The 19,625-nt window shown below is 41.6% G+C and carries 21 protein-coding genes; 12 read left to right on the forward strand and 9 right to left on the reverse strand.

The annotated features are described in order from the left end of the window. Nucleotides 1-366, reverse strand: a 366-nt coding sequence (locus FZC79_RS21915; protein ID WP_148948759.1) for a hypothetical protein, incomplete at its 3' end; no start/stop codon positions are given. 86 nt (nt 367-452) lie between these two features. Continuing rightward, nucleotides 453-1,259, reverse strand: a complete 807-nt coding sequence (locus FZC79_RS21920; RefSeq protein WP_148948760.1) for a VOC family protein — start codon at nt 1,257-1,259, stop codon at nt 453-455. A gap of 486 nt (nt 1,260-1,745) precedes the next feature. Here FZC79_RS21920 and FZC79_RS21930 point away from each other — a divergent pair, with 486 nt between their 5' ends. From FZC79_RS21930 to FZC79_RS21940, 3 genes are all read left to right on the forward strand, one after another. Further along, nucleotides 1,746-2,132 (forward strand): type II toxin-antitoxin system HicB family antitoxin, encoded by a 387-nt coding sequence (locus FZC79_RS21930; RefSeq protein WP_148948762.1) that lies wholly within the window; start codon nt 1,746-1,748, stop codon nt 2,130-2,132. A gap of 62 nt (nt 2,133-2,194) precedes the next feature. Further along, a complete protein-coding gene (locus FZC79_RS21935; RefSeq protein WP_148948763.1) occupies nt 2,195-2,461 on the forward strand; it encodes a hypothetical protein in 267 nt (88 codons plus the stop codon). A gap of 431 nt (nt 2,462-2,892) precedes the next feature. Beyond that, nucleotides 2,893-3,816, forward strand: coding sequence for a hypothetical protein (locus FZC79_RS21940; protein WP_148948764.1), 924 nt, complete (start codon nt 2,893-2,895; stop codon nt 3,814-3,816). Nucleotides 3,817-3,970: 154 nt separating this feature from the next. On the opposite strand, the gene FZC79_RS21945 is transcribed toward FZC79_RS21940, so the two are convergent. Continuing rightward, complete coding sequence (locus tag FZC79_RS21945; RefSeq protein WP_148948765.1) at nt 3,971-5,065, reverse strand: carbohydrate kinase; 1,095 nt, start codon at nt 5,063-5,065, stop codon at nt 3,971-3,973. Nucleotides 5,066-5,393: 328 nt separating this feature from the next. On the opposite strand from FZC79_RS21945, the gene FZC79_RS21950 reads away from it, so the two are divergent. The 8 genes from FZC79_RS21950 to FZC79_RS21985 all read left to right on the forward strand — a co-directional run bounded on the left by FZC79_RS21950 (nt 5,394) and on the right by FZC79_RS21985 (nt 10,720). Then, nucleotides 5,394-6,500: a carbohydrate kinase gene (locus FZC79_RS21950; protein WP_148948766.1), complete on the forward strand. Its 1,107-nt coding sequence runs from the start codon at nt 5,394-5,396 to the stop codon at nt 6,498-6,500. A 1-nt stretch (nt 6,501) separates the two neighbouring features. Continuing rightward, nucleotides 6,502-7,419, forward strand: coding sequence for a pseudouridine-5'-phosphate glycosidase (locus FZC79_RS21955; protein WP_113928773.1), 918 nt, complete (start codon nt 6,502-6,504; stop codon nt 7,417-7,419). A gap of 216 nt (nt 7,420-7,635) precedes the next feature. Next, the gene (locus FZC79_RS21960; protein ID WP_187442924.1) at nt 7,636-7,992 is read left to right on the forward strand and encodes a DUF488 domain-containing protein; all 357 of its coding nucleotides are present in this window, start codon (nt 7,636-7,638) and stop codon (nt 7,990-7,992) included. Between the two features lie 370 nt (nt 7,993-8,362). Beyond that, a complete protein-coding gene (locus tag FZC79_RS21965; protein ID WP_148948768.1) occupies nt 8,363-8,629 on the forward strand; it encodes a spore gernimation protein GerQ in 267 nt (88 codons plus the stop codon). Then, nucleotides 8,626-8,994: a spore coat protein gene (locus FZC79_RS21970; protein WP_148948769.1), complete on the forward strand. Its 369-nt coding sequence runs from the start codon at nt 8,626-8,628 to the stop codon at nt 8,992-8,994. Before FZC79_RS21965 ends, FZC79_RS21970 begins: the two co-directional genes overlap by 4 nt. 18 nt (nt 8,995-9,012) lie before the next feature. Next, the gene (locus tag FZC79_RS21975) at nt 9,013-10,149 is read left to right on the forward strand and encodes a zinc-dependent alcohol dehydrogenase (RefSeq protein ID WP_148948770.1); all 1,137 of its coding nucleotides are present in this window, start codon (nt 9,013-9,015) and stop codon (nt 10,147-10,149) included. A gap of 59 nt (nt 10,150-10,208) precedes the next feature. After that, nucleotides 10,209-10,406: a hypothetical protein gene (locus tag FZC79_RS21980; RefSeq protein WP_148948771.1), complete on the forward strand. Its 198-nt coding sequence runs from the start codon at nt 10,209-10,211 to the stop codon at nt 10,404-10,406. A 14-nt stretch (nt 10,407-10,420) separates the two neighbouring features. Beyond that, nucleotides 10,421-10,720 (forward strand): spore coat protein, encoded by a 300-nt coding sequence (locus tag FZC79_RS21985; RefSeq protein WP_148948772.1) that lies wholly within the window; start codon nt 10,421-10,423, stop codon nt 10,718-10,720. 628 nt (nt 10,721-11,348) lie between these two features. On the opposite strand, the gene FZC79_RS21990 is transcribed toward FZC79_RS21985, so the two are convergent. The 6 genes from FZC79_RS21990 to FZC79_RS22015 form a co-directional block, all read right to left on the reverse strand. Next, nucleotides 11,349-12,446, reverse strand: coding sequence for an L-dopachrome tautomerase-related protein (locus tag FZC79_RS21990; RefSeq protein ID WP_148948773.1), 1,098 nt, complete (start codon nt 12,444-12,446; stop codon nt 11,349-11,351). A gap of 236 nt (nt 12,447-12,682) precedes the next feature. Continuing rightward, nucleotides 12,683-13,483, reverse strand: a complete 801-nt coding sequence (locus tag FZC79_RS21995) for an SDR family NAD(P)-dependent oxidoreductase (protein WP_187442925.1) — start codon at nt 13,481-13,483, stop codon at nt 12,683-12,685. Nucleotides 13,484-13,731: 248 nt separating this feature from the next. Beyond that, nucleotides 13,732-14,853, reverse strand: coding sequence for an NADH-dependent flavin oxidoreductase (locus tag FZC79_RS22000; RefSeq protein WP_148948775.1), 1,122 nt, complete (start codon nt 14,851-14,853; stop codon nt 13,732-13,734). Between the two features lie 157 nt (nt 14,854-15,010). Beyond that, nucleotides 15,011-16,036 (reverse strand): LLM class flavin-dependent oxidoreductase, encoded by a 1,026-nt coding sequence (locus tag FZC79_RS22005; RefSeq protein WP_148948810.1) that lies wholly within the window; start codon nt 16,034-16,036, stop codon nt 15,011-15,013. Nucleotides 16,037-16,197: 161 nt separating this feature from the next. Beyond that, nucleotides 16,198-17,145: a TIGR03571 family LLM class oxidoreductase gene (locus FZC79_RS22010; RefSeq protein ID WP_148948776.1), complete on the reverse strand. Its 948-nt coding sequence runs from the start codon at nt 17,143-17,145 to the stop codon at nt 16,198-16,200. A 20-nt stretch (nt 17,146-17,165) separates the two neighbouring features. Beyond that, nucleotides 17,166-17,489 (reverse strand): ArsR/SmtB family transcription factor, encoded by a 324-nt coding sequence (locus FZC79_RS22015; RefSeq protein WP_148948811.1) that lies wholly within the window; start codon nt 17,487-17,489, stop codon nt 17,166-17,168. 519 nt (nt 17,490-18,008) lie between these two features. Here FZC79_RS22015 and FZC79_RS22020 point away from each other — a divergent pair. Beyond that, entirely contained in the window at nt 18,009-18,989 is a 981-nt protein-coding gene (locus tag FZC79_RS22020; RefSeq protein ID WP_148939707.1) for an SDR family oxidoreductase, read from the forward strand. Nucleotides 18,990-19,625: the final 636 nt, after the last annotated feature.

Genomic DNA, 19,625 nt, shown 5'->3' on the forward strand with positions numbered 1-19,625 from the left:
GTCATCATCTCCACAGTTGACAGCTTCTTCGCATTCTTTCTCAATATAGGGAGTGCTGATATCCTTACCTACATCCCTGAAAGTTGCTATTGCTTCCATGGCACCTGGCCAGTTCCGGTCCTGTAATAAGCGGACTAATTTGGGTAATGCCTGTTTGTTTCGCGGGTAGCCCATAGTTCTTAATAGGGACACACCATTTTCCCAGCATTCTTTTCCGTACGTGGGAATCAGCAAATCCACCTGATCAGGAGGCAATTGAAAAAGAACCTTCTTTGCTACTTCCTGCTGTTCCTCAGGAAGTAACCAGTTCAGATTGTAGACATAGTAGATAATCTCTTCTTTTTCCAAAACAATATAGTCAGTCATAACGTTGGTAAGCACCTCAGTTTTTAGAAGATACAGAAATAGCCTGAAGGATTTTTGAGGAAATCAGACTTCTTGACCCCCTCTAATCATTCTTTAGTAATCTCATACATTCCCCCCTGTAAAAGAATGGATCGGTTCTGTTGGCCATTTTCAAGCTGAAGGCCAAAGGGTCTCTCGCCAAAGTCATCTAGGAAATCTTTAATAAAGTCATCCCCGACAGGAGTACAAAACAACAGGTTTCCGTGCGGCAAGTAAAGGCGCTGGCATTTTGCACCCCATTCCTCATTGATATACGCCTCTCCGATTTGCAGATCGAAAAGATAAGACCAGCTGGATATTGTATTATCCAAATCTTCAACGGCGAACAACACATCCTTAATCTCAAGAGAGCCGGCTGGATGGCTGGAGGGTACCTTCAGTTTCTCTCTTCTACCCGCATCATCTTCTCCCCATTGGATGAAGAAGGGAAGGGGAAGTGTTGAATGCTCCTCCGCGATAAAGAGCATGGACCATTGCAGAAGTTCTCCACTGTCCGTTAACCGCGAACCTTTAACAGGGCCATGGAGTTTAAGACCTTTTTCTTTAAGGTCGGCAGCAAGTTGATCCATATTATTCGTCCTGAGTGCGATCCTCCCCGGGTGGTCACCCAAAGGCAGCTCAGCCACAAGCTGTTGAATCAGCGGGTTATCATCAACCTGTATCGAAACAGATCGATCTTGAATCCCGAGCCACTCGATATAACTCAAACCGAAATAAGCAAGCGTGTTATAAGTCCCCCAGTTTTCATGCTTACCACCCTCAATAACCTGGATGCCGTGCTGCAGCATCGTATTTTTCGCGGATTCAGGGTTAGATGAAAAGTGGACAAGGTGGTCAAAGGCGAGTGAAGTCATTTTGTATCCCTCGTTTCTGTTTAGTGATGTGATTCTATTTTAGCAGGTTTCCAGAAATATCTAAGAGTCTGTGCTTCTAGTATATTAACGCATCGGCTATATTTATCGACAAATGTAGGGACGTCACTGTGACATTAAATCTTGAACCATTTTTGTATATTGATACTGTATATGGTACTATTTACTTGGAGGGGAGGTACATAAATTTGACCAGCATTGACAAAATACTTGCTAAAATGAAGCGGCAGCCAAGGGGTATAACCTTTAAGGAAGCTGAGAGAGTCCTTATTATCTATTATGGTTATACTCTTGTACGAAGTAGAGGTTCTCATCTTTACTTTCGCAATGATGCTGGCGACTTAATAATGGTGATTACCTATGTAAATGAAATTCTGGATAGGGTAGGGGAGTAACCCCCTCTCCTGCCATTTAATATAAATAACTATATATAGAAAACAAATCCTTACTATAAAGGAGAGTATATTAATGAGCAATGTGACCGCAAAAGATTTAAATTATTACCTTTCCTTGGATTACTCCATTGTTATCAATAAGGTTAAAGAGGACGATCATGAATATTATTTTGGGAAAATTGCCGAGCTTGAAGGTTGTCATACCGATGCAGACACTGTAGATGAATTAATGGAAGATCTAGAGGAAGTTAAGGAAGAATATTTAAAGATTAAATTAGAGCATAATGATAAAATACCTGAACCTAATGAAATGCCAAGTGGAAAAATTGTATTAAGAATGCCGAAAACTTTGCACTGGCGGCTTGCTGGGGAAGCTGCTCTAGAAGGAGTTTCATTAAATCAGTATATGATATATAAATTATCCAGGAGTTTAGATAGCAAAGAAAATGAATATGAATAATTTATTGTAATTTGCAAGAAAACGTATCCTGAAATATTTAGGTTAAAGGGAGAATTAATATTATGAAGCGCTTATCTGACACAGTTGGAACTGGTAATAAAATTATGGACAATTGGAGACTGTTCCGACATGAGATTGACCTAACAAAAAGTGAAAGTGATTTCTTTGTATACAAAGTTGTTTTCGGAAATCAAGAAGGTCACTTGAACTTCCGTGTGGAAAATGGAGAAATAAGGAATGTTAACCTTTATGTTACCGGTTTCTCGAAAACACTTGGTTCTCATAATGACGCTAGCCTGATAAGAGTGGCAGAAATGGTGTATAGATAGAGAATAGCACCAAGTCCTTGCAACTGTTCTTCATACAAAAAAAGACATGTCCGCAACATGTCTTTTTTTGCAGGACAGTGAGACAGGTTTAGACCACTGAATAGGACAGAAGGAACTGCCCTATATTTGATTATATCAATATAGTAATAACTCCTATGCGCCTGCCGAATATATATATAAAATTAGTTGATGACCTTCAAGAAAGTAATCTCCAAAAGTTGATTCTCTGTATTTTTGAGGAGAGATGCGTCTTACGCTGGACGTGGAACCTGTCCACCATCCCACTTTTAGAAGAAGCTTGTTGGCCAATCCCCTTCGGTGTCTTAAAATTCAAAAGGTATAATAACAAAAATCCAATATCATTCGACAAATGTCGGGATGTCACTGTGACATTAAAATCATGACCAATAAGTGGTAAGGGAGAATACTAAATGAATAACAAGAACGTGATCATTCTACTAACAGTTTTTCTGGTTACTCTATTTTTATCCGCCTGCGGGAGTTCGTCTGCTCAAAATGATGCCAATAGCAGCAATCAAGAGAATGCTGCCGAAGAAGAGAATGCCTATGGGAATGAGTCAAATAATGATGCTGATGAAGTAAGTACTACCAATAATGATGATACAGGATCAAATGAAAACACGAGCGCAGATTCTACGGAAAGTGAAGCCTTGTCCGGGTACTCTGCTGAAGAAATTGAATATGCCCGCGTCTGGCTGCAGATTGTCGGAAATCCAGATATAGAGGTATTAAATGTTGTCCATATTTCGGCAGGAGATCAAGTCAATCCTTATGATGATGACAGCGTCAACTATCCGGAAGATGTCATTTCATTGGGCGGAAAGGTAGTGGCAGATGGAACAGTAACCTATAGCGGTAATGGGGACGGTACGATTAATGTATATAACCTTCCTTCACATTGGCCCAGCAATAAACAGATAGATACGTCCATGGAAGAGTATACAAAAGATATTATCACTAATACAAAGCAGGTTTACATAGAACCACGCAGCGATGAAGAAATCAGCACGTTAATTGAAAAGATTAAGCAAAAGAATAAAGCTCACTCGAATACTCAAAGTGGTAATGAGGATAGTGACATTAAAACAGATACCCCTGAAAAAGACCAGAAAAAAGCCATTTCCTTAGCCAGAGACTATTTGCGTAATACCTATGATGATTTTGTAGAAGATGAAGATCACTTCCTGGCATACGATGGAGAGATAAACGCTAAGGTCATTGTGAGATATGCTACGTTACTTTCTGGCCATACCTCTACAAATGGGCGATATGCAGTAGATATTACTAATGGTGAAGTCAAAGATTTTACTGCTGATCCACAAGCTATTGACTAAAATATGATTAAAAAACCAAATGACAAATTTAGTTGCAATAGAAGAAATCAGGGCCTGATCTCCGAGTAACATAAGTGCCGGAATCAGGCCTTTGTCTTTCCCAAAATGCTGAGACTCAGACTGAGAGTTCAGCATTTTTTTATTTGCCGGGTCGTCACTGTGACATTAAATCAACAAGTTCATGGATTTTGTCAGAATTTAAAAGCGAGGATATCGATTTTTCCGTCTGAAGTGTAAGGGCAGCGCCTGCCAGACCTAATTGGCAGGCCTGAACTAACGATTCCTCATTCATGATTCCGTAAACCGCACAGGAGGAAAAAGCTTCTCCCGCTCCTGTAACATCGACTACATCTGTTTGAAAAGCTGGCAAATGGCCGGATTCCTCAGGAGAAGCGTAATACACCCCTTGATCACCGAGTGTAATGATCACTTTTTGAACGCCGCGCTGTCTGAGTTTTTCAGAGGCTGTCTGGCAATCGTCAAGCGAGTCAATTTTTATTTCGGCAAGCAGTTCCGCTTCTTCCCGGTTTGCGAGTAACAGCTCCACTCCGTCAAGACGGAAGGGAAGTTTTCGTGCCTTGGCGGGGGATACAGGGTCGATATACAAAGGAATGCTTTCCTCTTTACAGCGTTGAATCAAATAGGTTATACAGTCCTTGGGAATGTTCGTATCCAGATACACAGCTTGTGAGGCAGCAATGTGGGACCATTTTTCCTCGAACATCGAAGTTGTTAATTTCTCATAAATATTCATATCAGCCATAGAGACAATACTTTCGCCATCAATATCTAACAAAGTGGTGAAAGTGCCTGTCCGTTCGGTTGGCAATACCCATACCTGGCTGACATCCACTCCCTGGCCTTTCGTTTCTTTCAGTATCCAGTTACCTTCTTTGTCGTCTCCCACGCACGTCATGAGGGAAGTGCTGACACCAAGCCGGATTAAATTTTCGGCAAAGTTGCGTGCCACCCCGCCGCAAGCCTCCGTGATCTCGACCGGGTTGGATGAATATAGTTTAACCTTCTGATCTGTACGGGCTTTGCGGTCGGTGTTCGCCCCGCCAATGCAAACAATCGATGATTCTTCCCGTATAATATAGCCGCGCCCTTTGATTTCACCGCGTCTCGTCAAGCTGGCAATATAATTTGCGACAGCAGGACGTGATAATCCAACTTTAGCTGCCAAATCCTGCTGTGATATAAAGGGATTCATTTTTATATGATGTAAAATTTGTTTTTCTTTATCCATGATAAATCCTCATTTCTTCTTAGAACGATCGTTTTAACCAATCGTTATAAAACTTCATTCTCCCGATAAACAAATTATACGTAATAGGCATGTGGCATACAAATGAAATTGTAAATGGAGGCAGAGGGACAGATGAACTGTCTCATTTTTCATATTGAGCCTACAAGAAGGCAGCTCCTAAAAGTTGATTCTTGTCGTTTAACAGAGAGATACGTTTTTGGCGGGACGAGCCTCCTCCGTCCCAAAAAACCTGTTGACAAGAAAAAACGAAAGCGTATACTAAACTTATGTTTACTATTTAAACTTTTGTAATGAGAGGAGATGTAAAATGGCGGATGATAGAAACGAAAATGAAAGATTACTAGTCGATATGATTCGGAAAAATCCATTTGTTTCTCAGCAGGAGTTAGCAGAATTAGCAGGAATGTCCCCGTCCACCATGGCGGATCACCTTTCTGCCTTGGTTAAGAAAGAACTTGTATCAGGACAGGCTTATGTGTTGAATGAAGCAGCGCCGATTGTCTGTATTGGCGGAGCGAACGTTGATCGGAAATTTTATGCCAAACAGAAACTGATTCAGGCGACATCGAATCCCGTCACGTCTTCTACATCTGTAGGAGGGGTTGCCAGAAATATTGCCGAAAACCTTGGGAGATTAGGAGAGGAAGTCGTCTTACTGTCTGCAAGAGGGAATGATTCGGAGTGGACAGAGATTTATGATTTATCTGCACCCTTTATGAATTTAGAACATGTCTCTCCATTTGAACATTCATCAACAGGTTCCTATACGGCCGTTTTGGATGAAGAAGGTGACTTATCCGTCGCATTGGCAGATATGGATGTTTATGAAAATATCACTCCTGAGTTGATGATAGGAAGCAGTCACATCCTCAAAAGAGCGAAATGTATTGTAGTAGATTTGAATTGTCCAAGTGAAACAATTGATTTTCTCTGTTCATTTACAGCTGAACACACTATTCCATTAGTCGTTATCCCGGTTTCATCGCCAAAAATGAATAGACTTCCAAAAGATTTGAGTGCAGTGAACTGGCTCATCGTCAATAAAGATGAAACAGAAAGCTTTATGAAAATGAAAATCAATGATGATCGGGATTGGGAAGAGTCGGTTAAAAAGTGGTTAGAATTAGGTGTGAAAAATGTGATTGTCACGAACGGTTCAAAGGGTGTAATGGCTGGAGGAGAAGATGGAGAGATTCATCATTTCCCAGCGATCGAAACAACATCAGTAGTCGATGTGACCGGTGCGGGAGATTCATTCTGCTCAGGAGTGATCTATTCCTGGCTGCAAAACAAAGCACTCGATTACACAATAAAGTCAGGTATGGTCAACTCTCACAAAACCATCCTGTCAAAATATACAGTCAGACAAGAGTTAACTCAAAAACAATTTATGCTGGATATGGAGGAGTTTTAAAATGGAACAATACATTGAATTATCCCAAGAAGTACAACAAGCCAAAGAGGAAGGCAAAGCAATCGTTGCACTGGAATCGACTATTATCTCTCACGGTATGCCTTATCCGCAAAACGTACAAACAGCTCGCGAAGTGGAGCAGATCGTCCGTGATAACGGTGCTGTCCCGGCGACCATCGCCATCATTGAAGGCAAGATCAAAATCGGGTTAACAGCCGATGAATTGGAACTGTTCGGTAAAAGCTCAGACGTAGCGAAAGTATCCAGACGTGACCTGGCGCAAATTATCGCCACAAAGAAATTAGGGGCCACCACGGTTGCCACCACCATGATCTGCGCTGATTTAGCCGACATCAAAATCTTTGTCACAGGCGGCATTGGCGGTGTCCATAAAGGGGCAGAAACGACGATGGATATCTCAGCGGACCTGGATGAATTAGCAAAAACAGACGTAGCCGTCATCTGTGCCGGCGCCAAATCCATCCTGGATCTTGCACTCACACTCGAATACCTTGAAACAAAAGGAGTCCCTGTCATCGGCTATACAACAGACTTCCTGCCAGCATTCTATACCAGAAAAAGCGAGCATAAATTAAACTTCTCTACCGATTCCATCGACGTCATTGCCGAAACGCTAAAAACAAAATGGGACCTGAACCTTCAAGGCGGAGCAGTCATCGCCAACCCAATCCCTGAAGAACACGCCATGGACGAAGACTACATCAACGGGATCATCGCCCAGGCAATCAAAGAATCAGAAGAAAATAACATCATCGGAAAAGACAGCACACCATTCCTGTTAGGAAAAATCAAAGAGCTAACAGAAGGCAAAAGCCTTGTTGCCAACATCGAATTGGTCAAGCACAATGCGAAAGTAGGAGCGGAGATTGCGGTTAGTTTTAATGAAAAAACTAACTGAGTTAATGTAAGTGGAAACTTTTATAAAAGGAAGATAGGGCCTGGTTCCCCGATACATGAATGTATTGGTGGATCAGGTCTTTTTTTAAACGATATAAGCAAGAGAACGTTATTAATCAAACGTTTGTTTAATAAAGGAGACAGAGGGGCAGGTACAAAATCAGGGTCTGACCCCCAATACACTAACGCATTAACGTGCCGGGGGTCAGGCCCCTGTGTGCACCGGCGGAAGAAGGAACATGTCGGGACAGGTAGGAGAGCAGTTGAAGGAATATGGAATAACCACTCATTTCACAACTATGCAAATTCCACACTGACGGATGATTTTCAGTATGCTTTGGAAGAACTCAGGGAACAAGCCATCGCCACAATGCTCGTCTATTTGTGCTCAGAACATCACCCGGCCAGATGCCACCGAATTCTCATCAGCAACTGGCTGCAAACAAATGGGTGGGATGTGAACCATCTCATTCCAGACTCCAAGGGGGATCCCGAGGTTATCACTCATGAATTGGGAAATGGGGAGCCATACCGATCATTGAAGAAGATGGGACAGTTGTTTATCCGGATATAAGAATGGGAAACGGCAAAAAAACAGCAGATTTCTTGCAGCAATCATGGCCTGACCCGATACACTAACGTATTAACGTACAGGGGGTCAGGCCCCCCTATCAAATAACTGTACGCAGGGACGGGATTCCGTCCCCTTTTAATGTGCTAGAGGGGCAACCGATCTGCCCCTCCAGCTATCAATACATTTCCTTATTTATACAAAACGTATACTATCCTTCTTAAGGAGAATATTAAAGGGGTATCTTCAGGTAACTTAAACAAGTACAGCCTCTGAAGGAGACATATTCTTAAAAGATGCCGTCCGAAGACCATGTATCCGATAGATCCCTAAGCAAACACTCAAAAAACTAATAAAAAGGAGGTCATTTTCATTGGATAAGTATCAGTTGGCACCACACGAATCATTGGACCTGCATGAAGCGATTAATCTTAAAACTTTATGTGTTGCAAAGTCAAAATTGATGCAGGGTCTTGTTTTTGATCAGGACCTGAGAGATTTGATGGAAAAAGATGTGCAGCAATCCATGCTGGATCTTGCTGAATTACAGCAAATCTATAAACACGCACCATTCGAAGCCCCGGTTCCCCAGAGCCGCCCGACACCAATCATTGATGATAAGGAGGGTAACGTACATTGAACCAAGATAATTTAGATCCCATTAATGCACTGAATATGCCGGAACTCGCTGACATGACATTTGCAATGGATTTTCTCATTCGTGCAAAAGAGGGTGTTAGAAATACGGCTGTTGCTTTAACGGAAACCACCACACCTGAATTGCGAGCAGCTCTTCGGAAACAGCTTTTTCAAGGCATCGCCATGCACCAGGAAATCACAGAGCTGATGGTCCAGAAAAAATGGTTCCATCCTCATGACCTGAGTGAACAGTATCAATTGGATCAGCTCTCTGCCAAGAATACAAACATGATTGCAAATATGAACCTGTTCCCTGTTGACTCTAACAGAAAAGGAATGTTTGACCGGACACCCGATGAACAATAACACTGGAGGTAAATCAGCATGAAAGCAGTAACCTATCAAGGCATCAAGAATGTCGAAGTGAAAGAAGTTCCAGATCCAAAGATTGAAAAGCCGGATGACATGATAGTCAAAATCACAAGTACTGCCATTTGCGGCTCGGACCTCCACTTGATCCATGGAATGATCCCAAACATGCAGGAAGACTATATCATCGGACATGAACCTATGGGAATTGTCGAAGAAGTTGGTCCAGATGTAAAGAATTTGAAAAAAGGCGACCGAGTCATCATACCATTCAATATTGCCTGCGGGGAATGTATTTATTGTAAGAATCAACTGGAAAGCCAATGCGATAATTCCAATGACAATGGCGATATGGGAGCCTATTTCGGCTATTCAGGTACTACCGGCGGTTTTGCTGGCGGGCAGGCTGAGTATCTTAGAGTCCCTTTTGCTAATTTCACCCACTTTAAAATTCCTGAATCCTGCGAGGAACCGGATGAAAAATTAAGCTGTATTGCAGATGCAATGTCCACAGGATTTTGGAGTGTTGACAATGCGGGTGTTAAAAACGGAGATACGGTTATTATTCTTGGCTGCGGCCCGGTTGGATTATTTGCTCAGAAATTTGCCTGGATGAAGGGCGCAAAACGGGTAATAGCTGTAGATTATGTCAAATACCGTTTGGATCATGCCAAGCGCACAAACAAAGTAGAAATCGTCAATTTTGAAGACCACGAAAATGTTGGCAGCTATCTTAAGGAAATCACAAAAGGCGGCGCTGATGTTGTTATTGATGCGGTCGGAATGGACGGAAAGATGAACGATATGGAGTTCCTTGCAAGTGGATTAAAGCTTCAAGGCGGTACCATGAGTGCTCTCGTCATCGCATCTCAGGCTGTACGGAAGGCAGGAACCATCCAAATCACAGGTGTATACGGCGGACGATATAACGGTTTCCCGCTTGGGGACATCATGCAGCGAAATGTCAATATCCGCTCAGGACAAGCACCGATGATTCACCTTATGCCTCATATGTATGATTTGGTTACATCCGGCAAAATTGACCTTGGTGATGTAGTGACCCACGTACTGCCACTGAGCGAAGCCAAGCGCGGATATGAAATTTTTGATACGAAGACAGATAATTGCATTAAAGTCATACTGAAGCCATAAAAAAAGCTGTCTGCGGGAGTTTAGACTGAACTTCCGCAAAATCAAAGGAGGTTGATGAAATGGATTATGTATTGCATGAAGTCCTGGAAGTCCAGGAAATGGCTGCTTTTAAGACAAATTGTTTGACCAAGTCCAAAACCATGAGAGCCCTTGTTGCCGATGAGAAACTCAAGAGAATCATGGAGCAGGATGTGCAAACATCTACCCGGCAGCTGGAGGAATTCTCCGCTATTCTTTCCAAAGCAAAACAATCATGAGGAGTTGAATAAAAATGAACTTTATAGCTGAAAATTTAACAGGCATGAAGGCACTGACAGACCAGGTAGTTGCAACAGACCTTTTGATTGCAGCCAAAAGCGGCGTCCGAAATTATGCGATGGCCATCACGGAAACGGGTTCACCTGAAATAAAAGAAGTAATGACAAAGCATTTGGAAGAAGCCCTTGACCTGCACGAGAAAATCTCGAGTTATATGGTGGAACGGGGCTGGTATCATGCCTATGATACGAACGAACAGCTTGATCTCAACCTGCAGAATATCGACACTGCATTAAAACTGCCCACATTATAAAAAACCAAGGAGCAGATTTGATAGACCATCAACTGTTCCTTGGTTTTAGTTAATCTGCATTACACAAAACTAGCTTGTCATAAAAGTGAAACTATTGGCTGTTTGAAGTGAAATCGGGCTGGTTCCCAGTGGTTGTCCTTTACTACTCCATAATGAATCAGCTTGTTGATGGAGTACACTAGATATTTAAAATTAAAATACAATTTGTTGTCGGCTGAATATATAAATAAAAATTTATACACTTGTTGACTATAAATCTTAACGAAAACAAGTGACCTCCCTCACTTTTTAAAGTGAAGAAGGTCACTTCCTTTTTTTATTGGCTGTTTTCGCATATATTGTTGCTTTCGGAAAAATTCCAAGAGCCGGATTTTCCCCGGATACTAAGCGTTTTATCTCTTATCGGGGGAGAGTAGCTCTTTTCTTTTCAGTGTTCCCAGATTTTCCCCTCTTAATATGGTTACTTTTTCGGAATTAGTATCAAATAGCAACAAAGTTTACGAAAAGAGCCGTTTTATTTGAATGCTTTTGTTGAAAGGGGAGTACGAATGGGAGTTGTAAAAGAGCAAGGAGCGGACTCCCGGTAAAAGAACGGATTAACGTATCAGGGGTCAGGCCCCGTTTATTACTACGAAAAGGTAGGAGCAGGGGATTCATCAATTTTCATACGAAGTAAACTATATGGTTTCTGTCGCAAGTCTTTTCCATAATGAAACCTTGCCTGCCGATGTAATTGGTTCACAATGACATATAAGTATTGATCCGGCCCAATTGAAAAGGTATCCGGCCATAAAATTCTCGGATCATGAGCGATGGTTTCCATTGTGCCATTGGGCAATATTTTTCGAATACTGTTGTTTTCATAGTCTCCGGCATAAATGGTACCCTTTGCACCAGTGATCATTCCATCAGACGCACCTTTTTCTCCCCAGTACTCCACCCGATAAGGTAAATAGGTGTCCGGTATGGTTCGGTCTCTTAGAGCTTCTGTTGAGATAGAAAACAAGTGCCGGCTGGAAAGTGGACAATAAAATAAAACTTTACCATCGGGAGAAATCGCTATGCCATCAGATGCCAATCTAAATGGAGATGTTGAACCATCTTTGTTTCGGTTCATCAAAATTTCTCCTTCTACTTTCGGTAAAAAATAAGGGTCGGGTGAGGTTGAATTTGCTCCATTTAACCGTCTGAACGCATTGCCACTTTCTAAATCGACAACGATAATAGCTCCTGGTCCCTTGGAAGATGAATCCGTTATATAAGCATAACCTGCTTTTCCAACTCGAAAATCAAATCGGACATCATTCAGATAAGTTGTTGGCAGGACGACATCTTCTCTAAAGGTATATACTCTTCTTATAGTATTGGTCTTTAAATCCACAGCGACTAACTTTGCCCCTCCTATAATTGGTTCGGAAAAATTCGGCGCCGCTGTATCTAACACCCAAAGTGTTCCCCTTCCATCCGCAACTACACTTTGGACACTGATGAAAGACATTGTGATATTACCTTGGCTACTCACATTGGCTTCTAAACTAGGATAAGGCTGCAAAGTATCCTCAACAATTTCCGCCACTGTGAACTTAACGTCGTCTCCCCATTTCGGAAAGCAAATGAAAATACGACCGGTTTCTGATACACTGACGCCTGTCGGCATAGCCCCGTAAAATTCATGGACCAGCTCTAACTTACCGAAATATTTTTCCATAGGTAACATAGGTTTCATGATATCCTCCTCAAAAATCACGCACGGGATATCAACTATATATGATTTATATTTATTTTAGTGCATTGTTCTTAATTGACTAAAAATATACCTAAATTACTTAATGGAAGTGCACATAATATAAATACTCTCCTGTCGGTAAGGAAAACAAAAAAGAATTACCATTTTCACTTGAATGGTAATTCTTTCAATTTGTCGACAAAGATGCCTTTTGTTTAGGTTTTACTTAAGATTAGTTATAAACTCGCAACCGAACCGCCATCTACCCGAAGGTTTACACCATTAATAAAGGAAGCCTGCTCAGAAGCAAGATAAACAACAGCAGAAGCTGTTTCATCAACTGTTCCAGGCCGTTTTACTTCGACATGTGGACGGTTTTCCTTTAAAAATTGTTGAGTAGCTTCTTCATAGGTTATATTCAGCTGCTTAGCATTATCTTTTAATAGATTTTCAAGCATCGGTGTCATGATAAATGCTGGTGACACAGTATTCACCAGAATTCCCTGTGCGGCATACGCCTTTGATAAGCTCTTTGAAAAATTGATGATTGCTGCCTTTGAAGCATTATAATGAGGCATAAACGCATCAGGCTGAAGCCCTGATTCCGATGAAATATTTATGATGCGTCCAAATCCGTTTTTTTTCATAAAAGGGATAACTGCTTTGGTTACGCGGACAGTCCCAAATACATTTACATCAAATATATGCTGCCATGCCTCTATATCCAATGTTTCAAAATCATCAAATCCACTGGCTACTCCTGCATTATTTACTAGTATATCGATTGATTTGAAGCGGTCCGTTGCAGAGGAGACCAGATATTCCACATCAGATTGTTTTGTTAAATCAGCCTGAACAGCAAGCACATTGCCTCCCAGCTTTTCAATTTCCGCTGCTGCTTCTTTTAATGCTTCTTCACCACGGCCGCAAATTACAACATTGGTGCCTTCCTTGGCGAACGCGATGGCAATTGCTTTTCCAATACCTTTACTGCCGCCTGTCACGAGTGCCGTTTTATCTTTTAATCCAAGGTTCACTTTAGATACAATCCTTTCTATGGGTGTCTATTGTTGGTTATATAGTAACAATAACTTCCAGTCATAAACAAATGAACGATTTCATATTTTCTGCTCTAATACTCAATAAAGGAGGGAAACCACTAAGATGGTTTCCCTTTAAAAAGTTCCGTCATTTTTCTTATACTTGCTGGACAATTATCAACATGATTCCCATTTTTTTCTGAACAATTCAAGGAAGCAGAGGTGGACTGAGATAAGGGAACTCCTTATACAATAGGAAGCCAGCCAGGGATGCCAGTATAGTACTCCCACATTTTATCAGAAATAGCCAGTTCTTTTTGATCTGTTTTAGATAATGTTGTACGGATTTTGTCTTCTTCACCGGCCTCTACTTTTTGTACCCACTGAGGTTCCATTATCAATTCCCTTCCTAAAGCGATTAAAGGTACACCTGTTTCAAATGCTTTCATCACTTCATCGGGTGTCCGCAGCATCCCGACACCCATCACAGGGACACGATCGCCGACACGTTCGTGGATCATAACAATTCGGGATGACTGATCGTTATCATCACGGATTGATCCGTTCCAATAGCCGCCGACAGAAATATGGAGATAATCCAGGTCCTGGTCCGCTAACTTATCCACTAATTGCAGCGTGTCTTCCATGGTGATACCAGGATTCTCTCTTTCTTCAGGCGATAAGCGATAGCCGATGATAAAAGGTTTTGTTGCATGGTCTGAAACTGCTTTTTTAACAACGTCAACTACAGCAAGCGGGAAGGACATACGTTTTTCCAGAGTTCCACCCCACTTGTCCGTTCTGCGATTTGAGTGTGGAGAAAAGAATTGCTGAATCAAATACGTATTGGCACCATGGATTTCAACTCCATCATACCCAGCTTCGATTGCTCTTCTAGTTGCTTCACCAAATGCTTTAATGATTTCATCGATTTCGTCAGCTGTCATTTCCCGAGGTATCACGGCATCTTCCCGTTCCGCTGCTATTGCACTCGGAGCAATTGGTTGACGATCGAGCAATTCTTCTGGCGGGCACATTCTGCCACCATGAAAAATTTGTAAAATCGCCTTCGATCCTCTTTCCTGTATAGCTGTCGCCACACGTCCTAAACTAGGGATTAGGGAATCGGAATCTGCACCAAATTCACCCGGGAATCCTTTTCCATTCCTGGTGACGTATGTGCATGCGGTGATTACTGCTCCCACACCACCGGCACGTTCTTGATAATACGCAACTTCTTCGTCTGATACTTCACCATTTTCATGTGCCGCCGTATTGGTCATGGGTGCCATTGTAATACGGTTCTTTATTTCCACTCCAGATCGGAAGGTAAATGGTTTGAAAGCAGCTTCATATTTTGAATTCATCTTTTTTTTCTCCTTTTGTTTGCATCTAATTTGTTAAAGGGTATTGCTATTTAGCAAATGGATAACATAGACTGCAAAAATTTCTTTGACGGGCACTTTTTTATAGATACAAAAAATATATAGAGATACATTGCCATAAGAATCGGCTGGTTTTTACCTATTTTAGCTGAGTGATTTCTGCCAATATTTCAAAGGAACGGAGGCGGGCCTTATGATCGTAAACCTGGGCGATTGCCATGATTTCATCGGCTTGACTTTCATCCTGAAACTTTTCCAGCTTTTCTTTTACAGTTTGAGGACTGCCGACAATCGAAGTTCCTAATTGATTCTCAAGAGCAGCTATTTCATAGTCGCTCGCTATATCATTAATATTATCCACTGGCGGCTGCAATGGGACTTCCTTCCCGCGCATCAAATTCAAGAACTGCTGCTGCAATGTTGTAGCGAGCCGCTCGGCTTCTTGATCTGTGTCGGCCGCAATGATGTTCAGCCCTACCATTGCATGCGGCTTTTCCAGTACTTTGGAAGGCTTAAACGAACTGCGATACAGCTGGATAGCCGGAAGTGTGTTATTAGGCGAGAAATGGCTCGCAAATGCAAACGGCAGTCCAAGCTCTCCTGCCAGCTGGGCACTGTAGCCGCTTGAACCTAACAGCCAAATAGGTATGTTTAATCCCTCACCCGGAATTGCTTTAACATGGCTATATCCCTGTGCCAGGGAAGGGTCAAAGTAATTCCGGAGCTCAGCCAGCTGCTCAGGGAAATCTTCTCCTGAACTTCTCAAGTCCCGTCTTAATGCACGTGCGGTTAGCTGATCAGTGCCTGGTGCACGGCCCAAGCCGAGATCAATACGTCCTGGATATAATGATTCCAGAGTCCCAAATTGCTCAGCAATAACAAGAGGTGCATGATTCGGCAGCATAATGCCGCCTGAACCTACCCGGATTTTTGAAGTGCCTGCTGCAACATGGGAAATGACTACCGATGTTGCAGAGCTGGCGATAAATGGCATATTATGATGCTCAGCGAGCCAATATCGGTTATACCCCAGTTTTTCAGCGAGCCGGGCCAGCTCCAAAGTATTGCCAAAAGAATCAGCCGGCGTACTTCCCTCTGCAATTGGAGAGAGGTCAAGGACAGAGAATGGAATATCCGTAATTTGTTTTGTGTCATTTTCAGGCATATGCTCATCTTCTTTCTTTAAAAATTTCATTTAACTCCTATAAACGAATTTACAGGTTGTTTTCTTTGTCTTCTTTTACTGCTTTAATCTAAATCACAATAATGTAACTGGTTTAATATCTGCAGAAAATACATCCTTTATTAGACTAGACTTTTTGTACCTTAATGGGTCGGAAAGCAGGGTAAAACAAATTCTCCAAGTTCCTGGATTACTTCCTCTGGAGGGCGCTTGGAAAAATACAGAACAAATGCCAAATGGTTGACACCAATCGCTTGAAATTGATGAAGCAAATCAACTAAACGGTTTCTTCCCACGGAATAGCCTAAAGGTATGGAGACAGGCTTTTCATCGGGATTTTCCGATAAATCGATGAACAAGCTTTGAGAGAAGGGTTTAAAATCTCCTGGAGCATGAACTTCAGTTAATGCACGATAATCCTGGATAATCTGCTCCTGTTGAATAATGCTTCTTGGGTATTGAATCCACCCATCTCCATTCATGGCTATCCAGTCCATAGACTGACTGCCAAATCCAGTCACCATGGTCGGAATGGAAGATCCGGGTTTTGGGATTAACCTCATACCTGTACCATCGATCAGCCCGGTGCGGCTGTGGATTGTCGGCTGATCTTCTTTTAAAAGCCGATCGATAATTTCGAAATTTTCTTTGAATAACAGACCACTTTCTTGCTTGGATATCCCCAAAGCTGTAAAGTCTTTTTCCCTGTCCCCAGATCCCACTCCCATAATCAATCGACCTGGAAACAATTCATCGATTGATGCAGCTTCCTTGGCTACTCTGACAGGGTGGCGCAAAGGGAGAACTACACTTCCTGTGACTAACGCAATGTGCTTCGTATAGGCAGCAAGATACGTCAAATAAATCCATAAATCGTACTTTTGGCCGTTATCATCAATATTCAAATTCTGCATCGTAATATCACGGAGCCATAATGAAGCAAAGCCATATTCCTCAATTTTCCGTGCAAGCTCGAGCTGATTCTCCATAATCGGATTTTTAGACATCCTGGCAGTCGGGAGGACAAATCCGAGTGTCATTTTGTCTTTCTGGTACATGCTGTTATAAGCACGATGATTTTGAAAACTCACTGTTGGTCCTCCTTAAAAGGTTAGATTTTTAAGCCTATATACTTTTCAAACTGTTTAATCGTTTCTTCATTGCGTCGATAATAAGTCCACTGTCCGATTCGTTTCATTTCCACCAGCCCGCTTTGCAATAGGATAGACAAATACTGGGAGGTGGTGGACTGTGATAGTCCTACTGTACTGCGAATATCACTAACACAAACTCCGCCATCAAAGCCTTTTTCTTTGATGACATGGGCCTGCGTGGAAAAATTATGATCAGGTTCTTTCAACATTTGCAGGATATTAACTCTTATTTGATTTGACAGAGCCTTGAAAATTTCAACTGCCTGTTCGTCATTGATCATATTCGATTCACGATTCAACACTGCCAGCCCCTTTCTTATCTTAACTAATCTAACAAAGGATATTGATAATTTGCGATATCTCTATATTATTATCTTTTTAAACCAATATCAAACTCTTTGCTTTAGACAGGGCTGGGAAACGGTTTTAAAGGAACTAACTTAATCGGCTTAGAGAACAGCTGGCGGAGAAATAAGGATTATTTTGCCCATCTTTTAAATGGTTTGGGAAGGTATATAGATTGGAAAAATCAAGACTTTAAAAGGATGGATGAAGAGTGAGGAAACGAATTGGCTGTTTGAGTGCCACTCTGGAAAATCAGTGATTTAAAGATGTTATGTAGGAATGTTGAGTTAAACGTCCTTGTCCTAAAGGTCAGTTCAATAAAGTGAAAAGGTATCTCTTTTGAAGAAGAAAACGCTTCTGTGCTGAAAGTAAACCACTTTTTCACACTTTTATTACTTTATTTGTAGTGAATAACATATACATTGTCTAGAAGAAAATCATTATAGGAGGTTTCTATGGACCAAAATGATCAAAGTCGTCAATTAGAGCAAATAAAGCAAATGCAGCAAATGTTTAAAGCGAACATGCAAACTCAACCTTATCCCATGTACCCTAACTATGGGAAAATCACACGTTACGAAGAAATTCCGATAAGTCTACCTGAACAGCGCCAGCTGCGCCACCCCGGGGTTGAAAAATTAATGGTGCCCCTTCCAATTATTGAAAATCCGAACTATATAGGGAGTGGAAAGTTAACAGGAAAAGTAGCACTCATTACAGGGGGGGATAGTGGGATTGGTGCAGCAGCTGCAATTGCGTTTGCTAAAGAAGGCGCAGATGTTGCTATTTCATACTTAGATGAACATGAGGATGCAAATAGAACCAAAACGAGGATTGAACAACTCGGACAGCGTTGTTTACTAATGCCTGGTGACTTGCGGGACAAACAACAGTGCATCTCCATTGTAGAACAAACAGTAAATACGTTTGGACGTCTCGATATTCTTTGTAACCACGTTGGCATCCAATTCCAACAACTAAGTCTGCTTGACATTACAGATGAGCAATTCGATGATACCTTTAAAGTTAATATATACTCTCATTTTTACACAACAAGAGCAGCGCTTCCTCATTTAAAGCCTGGCAGCTCAATCATTGGCACTTCTTCAGTGGTGACGTATGTAGGTGAGCAGCAAATGATCGATTATACTGCCACAAAAGGGGCAATAGTTGGTTGGACACGTGCCTTGGCTAAAAATGTCGTGAAACAAGGGATCCGAGTCAATGCCGTTGCTCCCGGCCGAATCTGGACTCCGCTTATTGCAGCAAGTTTCTCCTCAGACCAAGTCGCTGTATATGGAGCGTTTAATCCAATGGAACGAGTTGCCCATCCATTTGAACTTGCACCAACCTATGTCTATCTTGCTTCTGATGATTCTCGTTTTGTAACTGGTCAAGTCCTTCATGTTGATGGGGGAGAATCCACAAATTCCTAATGGAAGGGGGGTACCATATTGAGATATGAATTTAATCCAGAAGTAAAGCTGCTGCTAGTCAACCATTCAAATGAAAAAGTAAAGATGGTCTATATCGAAGATTCCTGGCCAATGTCAAAAATTGGACTTAGACCACCATACTATTGCTACCCAAGTTACGAGCTGAATTATCCAATAATCTAAATAAGACCAGACAAAAAGACTTCTATACACAGTGGAAGTCCGAATTGCGGCGGCACCATGTTTGAAGCGAGGAAAGTCCCAAGTGAATGTTGTTCACTTGGGACTGCTTTAAGTCGCGTTGGCGATTTGTTCTTTAAGGTGAGCTTTGTATTTCTTAGACACAATGCATCCTGATTTAATCGCCAGCGTTGATATGAAATGAGAACTTCTCGTCTGTGTATCCCGACAATAGTGGATTTGAGAATGTCGAGTGAATTTTTATTGACTTCCTAAACTGTAAGTATTAATATTACAGTTATCCTGTTGAACAGGAAGCAATCAATTCAAAAAGCGGCTATTAAAATAGTTTAGTTTATAAGGGACATTTACCAGACCATTTCTTTGTAATGTCTATTCTATAAACTATTTTATTAAGTGCGTACTATAAAAACTAAACTGTAACTTTTTTTGTTA

This window comes from Rossellomorea vietnamensis, from assembly GCF_008180615.1.
Lineage (GTDB): Bacteria > Bacillota > Bacilli > Bacillales > Bacillaceae_B > Rossellomorea > Rossellomorea vietnamensis_D.

Excerpts from the sequence above, each read along its gene's own strand:
- FZC79_RS21920 (WP_148948760.1), bottom strand. The coding sequence starts at position 1,259 with ATGACTTCACTCGCCTTTGACCACCTTGTCCACTTTTCATCTAACCCT.
- FZC79_RS21930 (WP_148948762.1), top strand. The coding sequence starts at position 1,746 with ATGAGCAATGTGACCGCAAAAGATTTAAATTATTACCTTTCCTTGGAT.
- FZC79_RS21935 (WP_148948763.1), top strand. The coding sequence starts at position 2,195 with ATGAAGCGCTTATCTGACACAGTTGGAACTGGTAATAAAATTATGGAC.
- FZC79_RS21940 (WP_148948764.1), top strand. The coding sequence starts at position 2,893 with ATGAATAACAAGAACGTGATCATTCTACTAACAGTTTTTCTGGTTACT.
- FZC79_RS21945 (WP_148948765.1), bottom strand. The coding sequence starts at position 5,065 with ATGGATAAAGAAAAACAAATTTTACATCATATAAAAATGAATCCCTTT.
- FZC79_RS21950 (WP_148948766.1), top strand. The coding sequence starts at position 5,394 with ATGGCGGATGATAGAAACGAAAATGAAAGATTACTAGTCGATATGATT.
- FZC79_RS21955 (WP_113928773.1), top strand. The coding sequence starts at position 6,502 with ATGGAACAATACATTGAATTATCCCAAGAAGTACAACAAGCCAAAGAG.
- FZC79_RS21975 (WP_148948770.1), top strand. The coding sequence starts at position 9,013 with ATGAAAGCAGTAACCTATCAAGGCATCAAGAATGTCGAAGTGAAAGAA.
- FZC79_RS21980 (WP_148948771.1), top strand. The coding sequence starts at position 10,209 with ATGGATTATGTATTGCATGAAGTCCTGGAAGTCCAGGAAATGGCTGCT.
- FZC79_RS21985 (WP_148948772.1), top strand. The coding sequence starts at position 10,421 with ATGAACTTTATAGCTGAAAATTTAACAGGCATGAAGGCACTGACAGAC.
- FZC79_RS21990 (WP_148948773.1), bottom strand. The coding sequence starts at position 12,446 with ATGAAACCTATGTTACCTATGGAAAAATATTTCGGTAAGTTAGAGCTG.
- FZC79_RS22000 (WP_148948775.1), bottom strand. The coding sequence starts at position 14,853 with ATGAATTCAAAATATGAAGCTGCTTTCAAACCATTTACCTTCCGATCT.
- FZC79_RS22005 (WP_148948810.1), bottom strand. The coding sequence starts at position 16,036 with ATGCCTGAAAATGACACAAAACAAATTACGGATATTCCATTCTCTGTC.
- FZC79_RS22015 (WP_148948811.1), bottom strand. The coding sequence starts at position 17,489 with ATGATCAATGACGAACAGGCAGTTGAAATTTTCAAGGCTCTGTCAAAT.
- FZC79_RS22020 (WP_148939707.1), top strand. The coding sequence starts at position 18,009 with ATGGACCAAAATGATCAAAGTCGTCAATTAGAGCAAATAAAGCAAATG.